Here is a 14,178-nt window from a genome sequence, read left to right on the forward strand (position 1 = left end):
CCGCTCACCTCGCTTCCATGGTCTCGAACAGGACGCGATGAGCCCAGCGCTCATCGCCGACATCCACACTCTACCCACCATCCACCCGCGACAGTCAAGCGCTTGCACAAGTGTTGTCGTGTGAGTCACGCTGTAGAGGTGTCAGTCCCGCCGCCACCCGAGCTCGTCAACCGCCCGCTGCCGCCGGAGTTGCTCCAGGACGCCGCGGCCACGTTCGGGATGCTGTCCGCGACCGTGCGCCTGCAGATCGTCTGGCTGCTGGCAGGCGAGGAGCGTGACGTCGGCACGCTCGCCGAGGAGACAGACCAGACGGTGCAGGCGGTCAGCCACCACCTGGCCAAGCTGAAGCTCGCCGGGCTCGTGCAGGCACGCCGGGACGGCCGCCGTCAGATCTACTACGTGGACAGTCCGATCGTCGTGGCAGTGGTCCACCTCCTCGTCGGTGAACGGCACGAACTGCGACGCCCCGCCAGACGCGCACGCCGCGCGTGATGGCCGCGTGCGACCCCCGCCGAAATGACCGCAAGAATTCCGCAAGACCGCAGGTGGCGCACGCCCGATCCCCTCCGATAAAGTACCCGTCACCGCCAGCCGTGAAAGCATTCGCCACTGCGGTTTCGATGCTTCGGCCTTGCCAGAAGGGGAACCATGAGGTCGGGAAAACTGGTTCTGTGCGCAGGACTCGTCGCACTGCTGACGGCGTGTTCCGGCGGTGACGACAACGCTGACAAAAGCAATTCCGGCGGCGACAAGAAGACCGACAGTCCGGCTGCGGATTCGTCATCAGGGTCGTCGGGAGCGAAGAATTTCGACGATTTCCCCGGCGAGAGCCTGGTGTACACCGAAGGCGGCTTCAAGATCGGCGTGAAGGTCAAGGCGATCGACTCGACGTGGAAGGCCGAGGTGCTGGACAAGCCCGCCGACCCCGGCAAGCACTTCCTGGCGGTGTGGATCGTGGTCACCCCGGAGCTGCCCGACCGCGGCACCGACAAGGTGAGCATCTCCAAGCGGTTCCACGTCCGCTACAAGGCAACCGACGGCAAGTGCGACCCGAAGACGCCCGCGAAGCAGTCGGGTTACTGCTACGAGTGGGGCTGGCCGGGCAGTTCGCTCGTCCCGAGGGTGGATTCCAACTGGCGTGAGGGCTCGTGGATCCAGAGCGAGTACACGCGCGACGACGTCAAGAAGGGCCAGACCCTCTACGGACTTGTAGGTTTCCAGATCGACGACTCCGTCAAGACGACCGAGTTCGAATTCTGCGCCCCGTCGAAGGAACAATCCAGCAACGAGGAGAAGTTCCCCTGCATGCCGGTCAAGACCCCGGACGGCTCGCGCTAGTGCTGTGACCGGATAGGTTCGCCGGGGATGTCAGGCCGCGTGGGTGATGGGGCGGCCTCCCCGTCGATGCCTTTCTCGCTGCGGATGCGAGCTCGTTCGGGTCGTTGGGCGGCCAGCACTTCGGGGCGGCGGGCGTTGGCGTTGCGCCATCGCAGGTAGGCGTGCAGCGCGCGTGTCGGCCCCACCATCGAACCGGTCGGGCTGCGTCACCGCACAGCGGCACCCCGGTGAACCGCTCCGGTCACGGCACTGGCGACGCGTAGTTCCACCCTTCCGAAGTCGGACCACTCGATTTTCGTCATGAACGACGTTCCTCACCTTCCATGGTGTGAGGACCTCGTGACAGGAGGACGAGACACAACCCGGCACCACACATGATGACGAGGAAGAATGACACGCCCGCCGCTGCGAGACCCACTTGGTCGCTCAGCCATCCGATGCAGATGACCGGCAAGGAGCTGGCGAGATAGCCGCACAGGTAATATCGAGTGGTGACTGCCGCCGACCGACTCGGGAGAACCACCGCATTCAGTGCGGACAACCCGCTAGATGTCGTCATTCCGTGTCCGACACCGAGCACAGCGGTGGATAACAGGAAACCCGACCCGCTGGCGGCCAGCACCGTGACAACCGCGCAGAGACTTCCGCCTGCCATAATGATCAGCCCGACTCGCTCCACCATATGCCGAGAAAGGTTCCGGGCGAATGCCTGCCCCGCAGCGGCGGTGGCCAGTAGAACTGTCACTGCCAGTGCGCCCAGCAGGCGCGCCGCAGCGAGATCACGCTGCAGAAGGCTTGGGACAAGCGACAGGTAATACCCATTCAATGCGTAGGCGCAGCACAAGGTCGCCGTTGACAGCACAATTCGACGGCGACCGCCGAATGTGCGGTGGCTGCGCGCCTTCCATGTCGGAGCCGCCTGCCGGGGAGCCGCCGGAACCGTCGCGAGCAGCACCAGGCTGATGACCGGGAACGGCAGGTAGATCCAGTAGACCTGATGCGTGGGATCGGGCAGCCAGTGCACCCCGGCCCCTGCGAGCAGTGGGCCGCACCCGAGACCGGCCGCGATGCCCGCCGAAGCACGCAGCGCGGCCGCCCGTGCCGGGAGGCAGTCGCGCAGCATCGTCGTCAGGGTTGCGGTACACAGTCCCACGCTGATGCCGGAAACGACCCTGGCCGCACTGACGGTCGCCGCCGTGTCGGCCAACAGGAATACCGCAGTTGCCGCGACGGACAGTGCGGCGGCCGTCAACGCGACGGCCTTACCGCCCCAACGTCGCGTCGCTGTTCCCGAGATCAGCAGCGAGACGATCACCCCGAGCACATAGGCGGCGAATATGCCTGTCACGTACTGGTCGGTGAGGTGATACCGCTGACGGTAAAGCTCGAAAATCGGAGTCGTCAGCGTGCTGCCCGCAGTGAGACTGACCAGGCTCACCACCAAGGCCGTCCGCGTTAGCCGCGATGCCACCGGGGCGTTGGTGACGTTGGTGGATGGAACAGCCTGACGAGCGATTGCCCACCCCCAAAGAGGATACAAGCTAATGGCACGCCATTTTAGCAGAGTCCTTGTTGGGGTCGCAGTGACGTTCCCAGGACTCGGCCAGTTACGTGGAAGTGCATCGCCGATTTGTCCAGTATTTGGCCAGGGCAGGGTCGTCGGGCGAGTACCTGCCGGTGGCCGGTGCGGGCCGGACGATCTTTGTCCAAGCGTATTGGTGGAGGTAGGCGCCGCTGTCGCAGTCACCGAAGCCCCCTGCCGGTTGCGTAACCATCGACCCAATCCTACCGAGAATATACCGTTTTGCTCTCATTGCTAAACATCGAGCAAGGCGCTATCGTCGGCATGGCTGATGTTGGTTCATCCCACTGAAGCGGGGGAAAGATTACGTGAATGTTTTTACGTTCAACAACGTAATGTCGGAAATCCTGAGCATTCGGTCCAGGTATGTTAGAGATCGGGCGGTTTTCGTTCCCGGTGACCAAATGACCCGCCTGCTGGCCGCACTGGGTGCGACGGAAGAAGACCTACAGAAGATCAAACTGGTCAGTGACAACCTCTCGAAGGACCCCACGCTACCGTTCAGGGAATCCCGGAATGGCAGGTTCTGCATCGACTTCGACACGGCACAAGCATACCGCCTCGAGTTTCAGCCCTTCGTGCTTTCGGCCGAGGAAGACTTTGTCAGGCATGACTCCAATATGGTGCGCAGATTCGACGAAATCGGAAACGACTTGCAACTGAACTCGACCCTCCAGGCGCTTCTGAAATTCAAGTCGTTGGTCATCAAGGACGTGCCGATCAAGCACCGGCCTGACCTGGATTACACGTCCAACAAATGGGTGTGCACCTTGTTCAATCTCAGGACGATCACCACGCCCGACTTGACGGGAGAGCCCGCGCTGGAGGGAGTTCACAGCGACGGTGTCGATCACACGATGACGACATTTCTCGGCAGCCGGAACATGACGGCTGACAGTGCCGTAACCCAAGTCCACGACATGAGAGAGACGAACGCCATCCGGTGGGATGAGACGGATCCGGCGTTGATCCTCGGCAGTTGGCAGCACCAGGACTTCCTCGACACGTTGCTGATCGTCGACCACGAGCGGAAGCACAGCCTGTCGCCGGTTCTGGCTGTGGGGGAAGAGAAGACCGCCACCAGGGACATGCTGATCTTTTTCACCAGGAAGCCTGTGCAAGAGGGCCACATCTCCTATCCGTATGACTCGCTTAACCTGCATGAGGCCCTTCCGATGTCGGTCGACCTGCTGCGGTAGTCGACAGGGCCTGCACACAAGGCTCCGGTGGACGTTTTCCTCGTGCCGAACAAGCGATGCGGCCAGGGTCGAACCCCGCCTCACGCAGTGGAGATTCCCATCGATCACGCGACTCGGCAGGAATCAGCCGATGCACGCACTGCGACGGTGCGGGGGCGAGAACCTGTCGCTTGAATTCGAGCACCGCCGGTTGATCGATCTCGAAAACGGTCGTACCCGTCGGCCACGGAAGCCGATGGGCACGGGAATCGAGCCCGGCCGCCAGGACCCCGACCTGCCGCACGCCGTCGTTCACCGCCTGGCGCAGAGCATCGTCGATGAACTTGCCGCGAATTCCGAGGAGGTCGGACAAGGGACGCCAGCTGCCTTCCGACCCGTCCGCGCCTGGTCGGGTCGGCAGGCTGCCACCCGGATCCGCCGCGCTACCAGGCGCTCGGCATACGGGTCGCTGATCAGCGCGTCGTCCCGGTGCGTCTCGACAGCGCGGCCCGCTGTCGCAACCATGGCAGTGGCCCCCACATCGGTCGTCACGTCCCATCCGTTCGGTCGAAGATTCATCCAGCTTCATCGTTTTCATCGGGCCACGTCCGCATGCGGTATGTCGAATCGGCTCTGCTGTCCCGTTCGCGGGCTGCTCCGTCGGGCGCGATCACGAAGGGTTCCAGGCGAGTCGCACCGCCGACGGTTCTGGTCCTGGTGGTGGTGCGCACGGTGGATCCACGAAATGCTGAAGCTGACTTCCGCGTATGACAGACATTGTTCCAGCAGAAACACCGCCGGCCAACTCGGTGTCCACTGCCCGGGGTGAACCTCAGTCACCTGTCGCCAGGGGGCAAGTTGGTGGTACCAGCTGTAGAAAACCCTTCACCAGCAGGACAGACGTCGCCACAAGAGCGAGCCACCTCACGCATGCACGCGCACTGTCGCGAGCGTTTCTGCCGACGTGCGTTGGTGAGCGTGCATCGTGTGGCAGGTTTCGCCAACCCGTGATGACCGCGGCGCCTCACCTCTGACGACTCCTCGCGCTGTTTCCGGCCATTGTGGTCACTCTCATACGAATACCAGATTCCAATGTGGATTGATGTCGACGGTCAGGCACCGCGGCCCGTGTTCGGGCAAGGACCATGCTCATTGCGGCTGCTGCCTTCCTGCTCAGACAGCCTGCGCACTTTCACCGGTTCAGCCACCCACAGCACGACCTGGTCAGCACCGCGCGGCGACGAGGAACATCGGGACCGCGACGAAGACCCGGTTCGCCCGGCCGCGTTCGGCCTGCTCGGCCAACCAGCTTTCGTGCTGGGTTATCCGGCCCAGCAGGGCGAGCGCGGTCTCGTCGGTGAACACGCCGGTGTGCACTTCGACGATCGGGTCGGTGAATCCGGCGTCGAGCAGCAGATTGCGGTATTTCCGCGCGACGCGAGGTGACGGGAACGTGTCCGCTTTGGCGTGGATCAGCCTGCGGGTCGTCTCCGGGTCGTCGGAGTCGACGACGATCGTGTCCCAGTCGGGCCCCAGCAGCACGATCCGCCCACCCGGCGCCAGCACCCGTCGGGCCTCGGCCACGGCCCGAGCCGGGTCGTCGAGCGTGTGCAGCACCTTGTCCGCGCGGTAGCCTGTGACCGATCCGGTTTCGAGTCGAAGGTCGTGGGCGTCGCCGACCTGAAACTCGTTGCCCGGCCACCGTTCCCGCGCCACGGCGATCATCTCGGCATCACGGTCGATGCCGATCGCGGTGGCTCCGCGACCGGCCAGTTCGGCGACGGCGCGGCCACCGCCGCAGCCGACGTCGACCACGGTTCGACCGGTGAGGTCGCCGAGCAACTCGTAGGAACGTGCGCGCAGTGCGATGGAGTCGGGTCGCGCGTCACCGGCATCGAGGGCAGCCAACAAACTGGACATGCCCGCCATGCTCGGACTTAATGTCGACATGAAGTCAAGCCCGATGACGATCGGCCAGGTCGCCGACCACTTCGGCCTGCCGACGCACGTGCTGCGGCACTGGGAGTCGGTCGGCCTGCTCTCCCCCGCCCGCGTCGAGGGCAGCCACCGCCGCTACACCCACGAAGACGTGGTCCGGGTAGCGTCGATCGTGCGCGCGAAACAGGCCGGGCTGTCACTACCGGACATCCGTGCGTTCCTCGCGGCAGGCGACCCGGCCGCCCGCAAGGACGTGCTCCGCCGCAACCACCGCGAGCTGCACGCCAGGATGACGGCGCTGCGAGCGGCGTTGGACCTCCTGGAAGCCGGGCTGAACTGCACGCACGAGGACATCGTGACCTGCCCGAACTACCAGGCCACCCTCACGGAACTGCTCGGACGAACGCGCATGTGATCCGGATTCCCGCCCATGTGCCGGGTCCGACCGGGTCGTGTTCAATGAGGATCATGAGTACCGACGCGCTGACCGCCGAGGACCTCGAATTCCTCGCACGCCCCCTGCACGGGTTCCTGACCGTGGCCGCGGGGCCGACCCCGCCCCAGCCCCGGCCGGTGTGGTTCGAGGCCACTGCCGAAGGAAAGGTGCAGCTGTTCACGGAGGCGGGTTCGCTCAAAGTGCGGCGGCTGAACCGCGATCCGCGCGCCTCGATCGTCGTCGCCGCCCCGGTGGGCGAACCGGAGCACTGGGTTTCGGTCGCCGGGCGCGTCACGGTGGAGCCCGATGGAGCACAGGAGCTCTGTGCGCGCTTGGGCGCCCGGTACTGGGATCTCGACAACCCGACTCTCGCCGACCAGATCGCCCAGATGCAGGCCGCCGAGCTGCTTCGTCTCGTCATCCACCCGGAGACTGTGCGTCGCTACGCCTAAGCACCCCGCGGCTACCCCCGCGGCTCCCCCGCAACGAATGTGGCCTTCGTTGCGTTTTTGGCAACGAAGGCCACATTGGTTGCACAGGCCAGCGGAGCGGAACCGTGGGAAGGGCTGCCGTCAGCCGACGCAGGACTGGACTGCCTTGGCCAGGCTTGCCGCCCGGGGGTCGTCCGGCCGGAACGACCAGTGGTTCGTCACGTACGCGAACCCGACACCGGCATCCGGGTCCGCGAACCCGATCGACCCGCCGGATCCCGGGTGACCGAAGGAACCCGGCCCCAGCATCGGCATCGGCGGACACGCCCGCCAGAAACCGAGCGACATGTTGAAGGACCGGTCAGCCGGGATGTCCAAGCCCGGCGGCAACCCGTGCATCCGTGTCCTGTCCGTCTGGATTTCCGTCGCACGGGAGACAGTCGCCGGGTCGAGCAGCCGCACTCCGTCGACGTCACTCACCGTCGCTGCATACATCCGGGCCACCGAGTGAGCGTCCGCGAGCATGTTCGCGGCTGGGAACTCCGCCGCACGCCAGGCCCGGGTGGTGTGGTACTCGGTCGTGTGGTCCAGCGCCCCGCCGAGTTCCCCTGCGCGGGCCTGGACCGAGTCCGCGCCCCACACGGCGTTGATCCATGCCTTGACTGTCTCCGGGTCCAGTCCCGCAGTCGCGGTTATCCCCGCGATGAGCTCGTCCAGGGTGAACGGGGCCGCGTACTCGATCCGGGCCACATGCTGTTCCTGCTCGGCGGGCAGGCCGATCCAGGCGCGCAGCCCCAACGGCTGGGCCACCTCGTCGGCGAAGAAGGTGCCGAGGGACTTCCCGGTGATCCGCCGGACGACCTCGCCGACCAGGAATCCATAGGTCATGCTGTGATACACGTGCTCAGTGCCCGGCTCCCACAATGGTTTCTGGGCTTCCAGCGCGCGGATCACCGGGTGCCAGGCGCATGCCTCTTCGAACGTCAGCGGTCCGTCCACAATCGGCAGACCCGCCTGGTGCGACAGCAGCCAGCGGACCGGGATGTCCGCCTTGCCCGCCGCGGCGAACTCCGGCCAGTACCGGGCCACGGGGGCGTCCAGGTCCAACTCTCCTCGTTGGGCCAGGAGGTGGGCGCAGATCGCGGTGGCGCCTTTCGTCGTCGACGCGACCTGGACGATGGTGTCCGAGGTCCATGGCTGGTTCGCCTCGCGGTCGGCCTGGCCGCCGCGCAGGTCGGCGACGAGACGACCGTCCGCGTACACGCTGCACGCCGCGCCGACCTCACCGGGGTTTCCGTCGAAGTTCGCACGGAACGCGTCGGCGACCTTGCCCCAGCCGTCCTCGACGTGGCTCGTGGTGTCCATCATGCTCTCGTTCCTTTCCGATCCGGGGGTTTCAGCCGCAGAACACCTTGGTGACGAGCGCCTTGCTCGCCTGCCGCAGTCCGGCCGCCTTGGACATCGCGGCATCGTCCACATAGGTCGCCGATGCCTCCAGGGTCCTGCTGCCGTCCGGCGTGCTGTACATCAGCGACGCGGCGCCCTGGACGCCGCCGTTGTGGGTGAGCACCGTGACGCCGCAACCCGCGTCCTGCACGAACATGCCGAGGCCGTAGCCCAGTGCGGCCGGTTTCGGGTGTGGCTTGCGCATCTCGGCCATCAGTGCGGGCGGGAGGAGCTTTCCGCCGACCAACGCGGCGAAGAACGTGTGGAGATCCGCGGTGGTCGAGATCATGTCACCGGCACTGGAGATCCAGGACGGGTTGTTCCGCGTGATGTCGACCGTCTTCGACCGACCGTTCTCCGAGTACTGGTAGTAGCTGTGCGCGTGCGGGCCGGGGATCTCCGGGAACGTCTCCGGTGCCAGGGTGTCGCGCAGTCCGAGTGGTCGCAGGATCCGCCGCCGCAGCTCGTCGGGGAACGCGTGGCCGGTGACCTTCTCGATCAGGAGCCTGGCCAGGACGTAGTTGGTGTTGGAGTAGTTCCAGTCCGTTCCCGGCTCGAACCGCGCGGGCTTGGACAACGCGAACCGCACCAGTTCCTCCGGCCGGTACGTGCGGAACCGGCTGTCCACCCATTCCTTGCCTGACCACGTGATCCCTGGCACGACCGTGCCGTCGTCGTAGTACTCGCCGGTGAAGTTGAAGACCCCGCTGGTGTGCTGCAACAACATCCGCACGGTGATCCGCCGGTCCAACCCGAACCCCGGCAGGTAGTCGGCCGCCGGGGCGTCCAGCCCGACCTTGCCCTCGGCCACCAGTTGCAGCACGACAGTCGCGACGAAGGTCTTGGTGTTGCTGCCGACGCGGAACCGACCGTTCGTCGGTGGTTTCGCGGCCTTGCCCAGTTCGCGTGCCCCGGCGCTGCCGACCCACTCCCCTCGCTGGTCGTGGACACGCACCTGCACCCCGACGGCGCCGGAGTCCACGAACGCCCGCATGGCCTCCCGCAGCTCCGGACGGTCCTGCGCAGCGGGCGCCGACGTGGCCGCTCCCGCCAGCAGTGTGACCGCAAGCGCCACGACCCCGGCTCGCCGGACGAACCGGATCTTGTTGTTCTCGGTGCCCCTGTTCATGTCGACCACGATCACGAGCCGCGCTGACGCCGATCAGTCACCGCCCTGACACGGCCCCTGACACCGATGCCATGGCATTCCGGCGTGCACGCCGGATGATGATCTCGACCACGAACAGGTTGACGATCCACCCCAGAGTCTGGCCGATCGGGATCATCGACGTCGCCTCCTCCCCGATCGACCCGAGGTCCGCACCCCCGAACGGCACCTGGGCCAGCAGGAGCAGCGGAACGAGGATGCGTGACGTGACAGCGAGGAACGTCAGCGCGTAATTGCGCATCATCCACTCCCGGTGGTGCACGAAATCACGCCGACGAGCCGCCCGGTAGGCCTGAAACCCGGTGATCAGCCACAGGACGGCGGCGACGGTGAGGCCGACCTGCGTAACGGGCCGACCGGACCAGATGGCCACGGGGATCGTGGCCACCGCCGACGGCACGACCCCGGCCAGGAGGTAGATCCGGCCGATCGTTCGGTGGACTCGCCTGCGTGCCCGTACCTTCGGAATGAACTGCAGCGGACCGAGAACAAGCGCCACCGCGGCCGTGAAGATGTGCCCGACCAGGACCGAGTACTGGAGGCTGTCACGCACGTCGAGGCGGCTGTCGCCGATGTCGAGGCTGAGGTATGGCTGCGCGAGCACCCCGCTGAAGATCAGCGCGACGACGAACAGCAACCAAGCTCGCTTCTTCCGCATGACCCAAGCCCTCCCACTCGCTCAGCGCCATGCTCCCTTCCCTGCTGCCCCACGGTCATACGTCGCCAAGCGGCAGTGTCCTACGCAAAGCTGCGTACACACGGGCGGTGCACCCATTCACCGATCGCCATTTATCGATCACGGCGCTGAGTCGTAGCTCCAGGAAGTGTTGGACAAAACAGGGCACGCCGGGCGGATACTCAGCGCATGAGCTCTGACGCCACTCGGGTACTCCGGAAGGTCGCGGTACGCGTGTTCGTACTCGCGTTCCTCTGCGGGATCCTGGAGCAGCCGCTGGCGGCCATGGCGCTCGCCCTCGCCGGTTTCGGGCTGCTTTTCGCGCCGGTCAACCCGGCTGAGCCACGCCGTCAGGGCCCCGTTCGATGAGGTGCCGCAGCAACGCCCGCGCCGCCGGGTTGACCGGTTCCGGCTGGCGCCCGGCCAGGTAGATCACCCGGTTGAAGTCGGCGTCGTCGATCTCGGCGAACGGCATCCCGGCGCGCTCGGCCACCGACCGGGGCACGATGGTGACGCCGAGACCGGCCGCCACCAGGTCGACCAGCAGCGGCACGTGGGTGGCCGCGCACACCGGGTTGTGCCGCAGACCGGCGTCGGCGAACCGGCGGCGGACCATCGTCTGCATGACGCTGCCGGTGTAGTCGACGAACGGTTCGTCGTCGATCTCCGCGAACGGCACGCTGCGCCGCTTTTCCAGCCGGTGTCCCGGGTAGGTGACCAGGACCAGGAGTTGGCTCCACTGCGCGAAACAGGTCAGGCCACCCGGCAGCGGCCCGTCCGCGGCCAGGTAGGCCAGGTCGAGTTCGCCGCTGGTGACGGCCGCGCTGAGGTCGGCGACGCGGCCGTCCCGGACGTGGATCCGGATGCCCGGGTACCGCGACCGGAACACGCCGAGCTCGCGGGGCAGGTCCACGACCGTCAACGTCTGGATCGTGCCGACGGACACCGCACCCCGCGACAGGCCGATGACGTCGGACACCGCGCCCCGTGCCACGTCGATGTCGGCCACGAGCCGACGCGCGACCGGCAGCAGCGCGCGACCGGCCTCGGTCAGGATGACGCGACGGGTGGTCCGTTCGAACAGCTGCGCGCCCAGTTCGTGCTCGAGCTTGCGGATCGAGGAGCTCAACGCCGACTGCACGATGTGGGCCCGCTGTGCCGCCACGGTGAAGCTGCCCTCACCTGCGACCGCGAGGAAGTGCTCCAGCTGCCTCAGTTCCATCAGCGAAGGCCGACCCAGCGGTGATACGCGGCCATGTCGACGTTGCTGCCGCACACGATCGTAGCCACGTGCCGCCCGGCGAAACGGTCGCGGTTCTCGAGTACCGCCGCGATGCCCAGCGCCGCCGACGGCTCGACGACGAGACCGGCGTGTTCAAGCAGCATCCGCATCCCGGTCACGATCGACGACTCCTCGACCAGGACGGCGTCGTCCGCGACCAGCAGCAGGTCCGCCAGGACCTCGGGAATGGGACACCGGCCCGCCACGCCGTCGGCGATGGTGGCGATCGAGTCGGTGGTGACCACGCGTCGTTCGTGCCAGGAGCGGGTCATCGCCGGAGCGCCCAGCGGCTGGACGCAGATCACCTCGACACCGGGCGCCAGTGCCTTCATCACGTGCCCCACACCGGTGGCCATCGCGCCGCCGCCGAGGGCGATCAGCACGGTGTCGACGTACGGTGCCGCGTCGGCGAGTTCCAGGCCGATGGTGGCCGCGCCTTCGCAGGTTTCGATGTCCAGGCTGTCCTCCACCAGCCTGATGCCGTCGGCGCGGGCGATGTCCGCCGCCCGTTCGCGTGCCAGTTCGTGGTCGCCGTCCACCAGTTCCAGCTTGGCTTCCAGCGCACGGATCCGGTCGAGCTTCGCCACTGTCGCGTGCCGTGATGCCACGACGGTGACGTCGAGCCCCCGGCCGCGACCGGACCAAGCGAGGGCTTGGCCAAGGTTTCCCGCACTGGCGCACACCACGGCGCGCGGGCCGCGCTCGGCGAGTTCGCTCGCGACCAACTCGGTGCCTCGGCCCTTGAAGCTGCGGACCGGGTTCGCCGTTTCGAGTTTGACGCTCACCGCGCACCCGAGGTACGGCTCCAGCGCCTCGCAGCGGTACAGCGGCGTGTCGAGAAAGACCGGGTCGATCACCTGGCGGGCCGCCCGGATCCGAGCGGTGTCAAGGCGCGTCTCCTGCACGAGTCAGCAGTGTAGTGCCGTGCAGGGACATGCGCCCCGATCGACCGTCGGAGCGCATGTCCTCTGTGGTGTCAGAACTTGCGGTCGAGCTTCAGGGTCTTGACCATCTCGTTGGCTCGTTCCTCGAACGAGCGGTCGGATCGCGGCGCCGGGCGGCCCGCGTCACCGTCGGCCGGGACGTCCGGCCTCGGCGCACCGGCACACGTGGTCCGCGAACCGGGCAGGACGCCGTTGATCAGGTAGTCGTTGATCTTCTCCGTGGCGCAGGGGTTGTTGCCGTACTGGCCGTGCGAGCCCTCGTCGGCGATCGAGACGAGGTTGTCGTTGAGCTTCGACGCCATCGCCGGGCCGCCGTCGTACTGGGTGGCCGGGTCGAACTCGGCCTGGATCACGAGACCGGTCGGGTATCCCTTGCGCTTGAGGTCGACGAGCCGCTCCGGCGGGGTGAACGACCGGAAGGTGCATTCGGTCGGTTCGGCCGCGTTCGCGCCCCGGCCGTACGGGTAGCGCTCGCGGAACAGCCGCATCTGCTCGTAGTAGACGTTCAGGTCCGCGGGCCAGTCGGCTTCACAGGTCACCGTGGGGAAGATCTCGTTGAACGTCTCGGGGTTCAGGGCCTTGTTGAGCGCGTGGAGCCCCTTGCCGGTGTCCGGCGGCAGGGTCCCGCCGACGGATTCCTTGATCTTGCCGACGAGTTCGGCCAGCAGCGCCCAGTTGGGCCGAGGAGTGGCCCAGAATCCCACCACCTGGTCGAACACGTTGCGGTCGATCTGCGGGAAATCGGGGGTGTCCGGCCACGGGATCGGTTTGGCGGCCAGTTGTTTGCCGATCGCGTCGAGTGCGGCGCTCACCTGCGCGACCGAACTGCCGAGGTGGTACGTCTTGTCCCGCGCGGCCACCCATTTCACCCAGGCGTCGACGCTCTGGTTCACGGCGACGGCCTGTTGCTTGGACGCCTCGTAGTAGAACCACTCCGGGTGCATCGACGAGTCGAGCACGCTGCGGTTGAGCTTGCTGGGGAACAAGCTGCCGTACACCGCGCCCAGGTACGTGCCGTAGGAGAAGCCGAGGTAGTTGATTTTCTTCTCACCCAGCGCCTCCCGGATCACGTCCATGTCCCGTGCGGTGTTGGCCGTGCTCACGAACGGCCGCAGCCCACCGCCCGCACGCTGGCAGGCGGCTTCCCTGGCGCGTGCGGCCGCGGCGATCGCGGGGAACTGGTCGTCCGTCGGTCTGGTCCTCGGCGGCTCCCAATAGGCGACCTCGCACATGAGCTGGGTCGAGCGGCCGACACCCCGCGGGTCGAAGCCGATCAGGTCGTAGCTGGTGCCGATCGCCTCGGATTCCAGGAAGGACGGCATCAACAGCCCACTCCCGCCTGGCCCGCCGGGGTTGAGCAGCAGCACGCCCTGCCGTTTGGCCGGGTCCTTGGCCTTGCGGCGGCTGATCGCGACGTTGAGCTTGCCGTCACCGGGCTTGCGGTAGTTCATCGGCACGGTCAGCGTCGCGCAGTCCATGCCCGCCCAAAGCTTGTCCCACTCCTCCTGCGGCCATCCGGGCGGCGGCTGCCCGGCGACGCACTGCGCCCACGAAACGCCCTGCTTCGCGACCGAAGTCAGGTCGGCATCTCCTGCCGCAGCAGGAAAAGTGCACAGTCCTAAAGCGACAGTCGCACCGGCGGCGACAGCGGTGGCGCGCAGCGGCCCCGCTGCCCCTAGTCGAATCCTCACGAAATCACCCTCCATCCAGGTGCGCGTTCGACAAGATCGCACGGAGCGAGAAAGTAGTGACGCAGCGT

16 protein-coding genes are annotated in these 14,178 nt (G+C 66.6%); 6 read left to right on the forward strand and 10 right to left on the reverse strand.

Annotated features, from left to right (window positions below; translation table 11 throughout):
* Positions 1 to 138: 138 nt before the first annotated feature.
* Both ALI144C_RS19800 and ALI144C_RS19805 read left to right on the forward strand, forming a co-directional pair.
* A complete protein-coding gene (locus ALI144C_RS19800; protein WP_076988596.1) occupies positions 139 to 492 on the forward strand; it encodes an ArsR/SmtB family transcription factor in 354 nt (117 codons plus the stop codon).
* 156 nt (positions 493 to 648) lie between these two features.
* Positions 649 to 1,338, forward strand: a complete 690-nt coding sequence (locus tag ALI144C_RS19805) for a hypothetical protein (protein WP_076988597.1) — start codon at positions 649 to 651, stop codon at positions 1,336 to 1,338.
* 298 nt (positions 1,339 to 1,636) lie between these two features.
* Here ALI144C_RS19805 and ALI144C_RS19815 read toward each other — a convergent pair whose 3' ends face one another.
* Complete coding sequence (locus ALI144C_RS19815; RefSeq protein ID WP_076988599.1) at positions 1,637 to 2,779, reverse strand: MFS transporter; 1,143 nt, start codon at positions 2,777 to 2,779, stop codon at positions 1,637 to 1,639.
* A gap of 545 nt (positions 2,780 to 3,324) precedes the next feature.
* Between ALI144C_RS19815 and ALI144C_RS19820 the strand changes: the two genes are divergently transcribed.
* The gene (locus tag ALI144C_RS19820) at positions 3,325 to 4,119 is read left to right on the forward strand and encodes a 2OG-Fe dioxygenase family protein (RefSeq protein ID WP_076988737.1); all 795 of its coding nucleotides are present in this window, start codon (positions 3,325 to 3,327) and stop codon (positions 4,117 to 4,119) included.
* On the opposite strand, the gene ALI144C_RS59085 is transcribed toward ALI144C_RS19820, so the two are convergent.
* From ALI144C_RS59085 to ALI144C_RS19830, 3 genes are all read right to left on the reverse strand, one after another.
* Complete coding sequence (locus ALI144C_RS59085) at positions 4,073 to 4,519, reverse strand: class I SAM-dependent methyltransferase (protein WP_441297566.1); 447 nt, start codon at positions 4,517 to 4,519, stop codon at positions 4,073 to 4,075. The two genes, ALI144C_RS19820 and ALI144C_RS59085, sit on opposite strands and share 47 nt — an antisense overlap.
* Positions 4,411 to 4,677, reverse strand: a complete 267-nt coding sequence (locus ALI144C_RS59090; protein WP_441297565.1) for a class I SAM-dependent methyltransferase — start codon at positions 4,675 to 4,677, stop codon at positions 4,411 to 4,413. Before ALI144C_RS59090 ends, ALI144C_RS59085 begins: the two co-directional genes overlap by 109 nt.
* A 645-nt stretch (positions 4,678 to 5,322) precedes the next feature.
* Positions 5,323 to 6,018: a methyltransferase domain-containing protein gene (locus tag ALI144C_RS19830; protein ID WP_076988738.1), complete on the reverse strand. Its 696-nt coding sequence runs from the start codon at positions 6,016 to 6,018 to the stop codon at positions 5,323 to 5,325.
* Between the two features lie 28 nt (positions 6,019 to 6,046).
* On the opposite strand from ALI144C_RS19830, the gene ALI144C_RS19835 reads away from it, so the two are divergent.
* Together ALI144C_RS19835 and ALI144C_RS19840 are read left to right on the forward strand one after the other, a co-directional pair.
* On the forward strand, positions 6,047 to 6,451 hold the full coding sequence (locus ALI144C_RS19835; RefSeq protein ID WP_202818997.1) for a MerR family transcriptional regulator: 405 nt from the start codon (positions 6,047 to 6,049) through the stop codon (positions 6,449 to 6,451).
* Between the two features lie 53 nt (positions 6,452 to 6,504).
* A complete protein-coding gene (locus ALI144C_RS19840) occupies positions 6,505 to 6,924 on the forward strand; it encodes a pyridoxamine 5'-phosphate oxidase family protein (RefSeq protein WP_076988602.1) in 420 nt (139 codons plus the stop codon).
* 120 nt (positions 6,925 to 7,044) lie between these two features.
* On the opposite strand, the gene ALI144C_RS19845 is transcribed toward ALI144C_RS19840, so the two are convergent.
* The 3 genes from ALI144C_RS19845 to ALI144C_RS19855 are packed head-to-tail and all read right to left on the reverse strand — an operon-like array spanning position 7,045 to position 10,175.
* Positions 7,045 to 8,271, reverse strand: a complete 1,227-nt coding sequence (locus tag ALI144C_RS19845) for a serine hydrolase domain-containing protein (RefSeq protein WP_076988603.1) — start codon at positions 8,269 to 8,271, stop codon at positions 7,045 to 7,047.
* Positions 8,272 to 8,299: 28 nt separating this feature from the next.
* Entirely contained in the window at positions 8,300 to 9,478 is a 1,179-nt protein-coding gene (locus ALI144C_RS19850; protein WP_076988739.1) for a serine hydrolase domain-containing protein, read from the reverse strand.
* Positions 9,479 to 9,515: 37 nt separating this feature from the next.
* Positions 9,516 to 10,175, reverse strand: coding sequence for a DUF2306 domain-containing protein (locus ALI144C_RS19855; protein WP_076988604.1), 660 nt, complete (start codon positions 10,173 to 10,175; stop codon positions 9,516 to 9,518).
* Between the two features lie 207 nt (positions 10,176 to 10,382).
* Here ALI144C_RS19855 and ALI144C_RS19860 point away from each other — a divergent pair, with 207 nt between their 5' ends.
* A complete protein-coding gene (locus ALI144C_RS19860) occupies positions 10,383 to 10,562 on the forward strand; it encodes a hypothetical protein (RefSeq protein ID WP_076988605.1) in 180 nt (59 codons plus the stop codon).
* Here ALI144C_RS19860 and ALI144C_RS19865 read toward each other — a convergent pair.
* From ALI144C_RS19865 to ALI144C_RS19875, 3 genes are all read right to left on the reverse strand, one after another.
* Positions 10,522 to 11,415 (reverse strand): LysR family transcriptional regulator, encoded by an 894-nt coding sequence (locus tag ALI144C_RS19865; protein WP_076988606.1) that lies wholly within the window; start codon positions 11,413 to 11,415, stop codon positions 10,522 to 10,524. The two genes, ALI144C_RS19860 and ALI144C_RS19865, sit on opposite strands and share 41 nt — an antisense overlap.
* Entirely contained in the window at positions 11,415 to 12,380 is a 966-nt protein-coding gene (locus ALI144C_RS19870) for a threonine ammonia-lyase (protein ID WP_076988607.1), read from the reverse strand. Before ALI144C_RS19870 ends, ALI144C_RS19865 begins: the two co-directional genes overlap by 1 nt.
* 71 nt (positions 12,381 to 12,451) lie before the next feature.
* Positions 12,452 to 14,110 (reverse strand): alpha/beta fold hydrolase, encoded by a 1,659-nt coding sequence (locus tag ALI144C_RS19875; protein ID WP_202818998.1) that lies wholly within the window; start codon positions 14,108 to 14,110, stop codon positions 12,452 to 12,454.
* Positions 14,111 to 14,178: the final 68 nt, after the last annotated feature.

Source organism: Actinosynnema sp. ALI-1.44, from assembly GCF_001984155.1.
Taxonomy (GTDB): Bacteria; Actinomycetota; Actinomycetes; order Mycobacteriales; family Pseudonocardiaceae; genus Kibdelosporangium.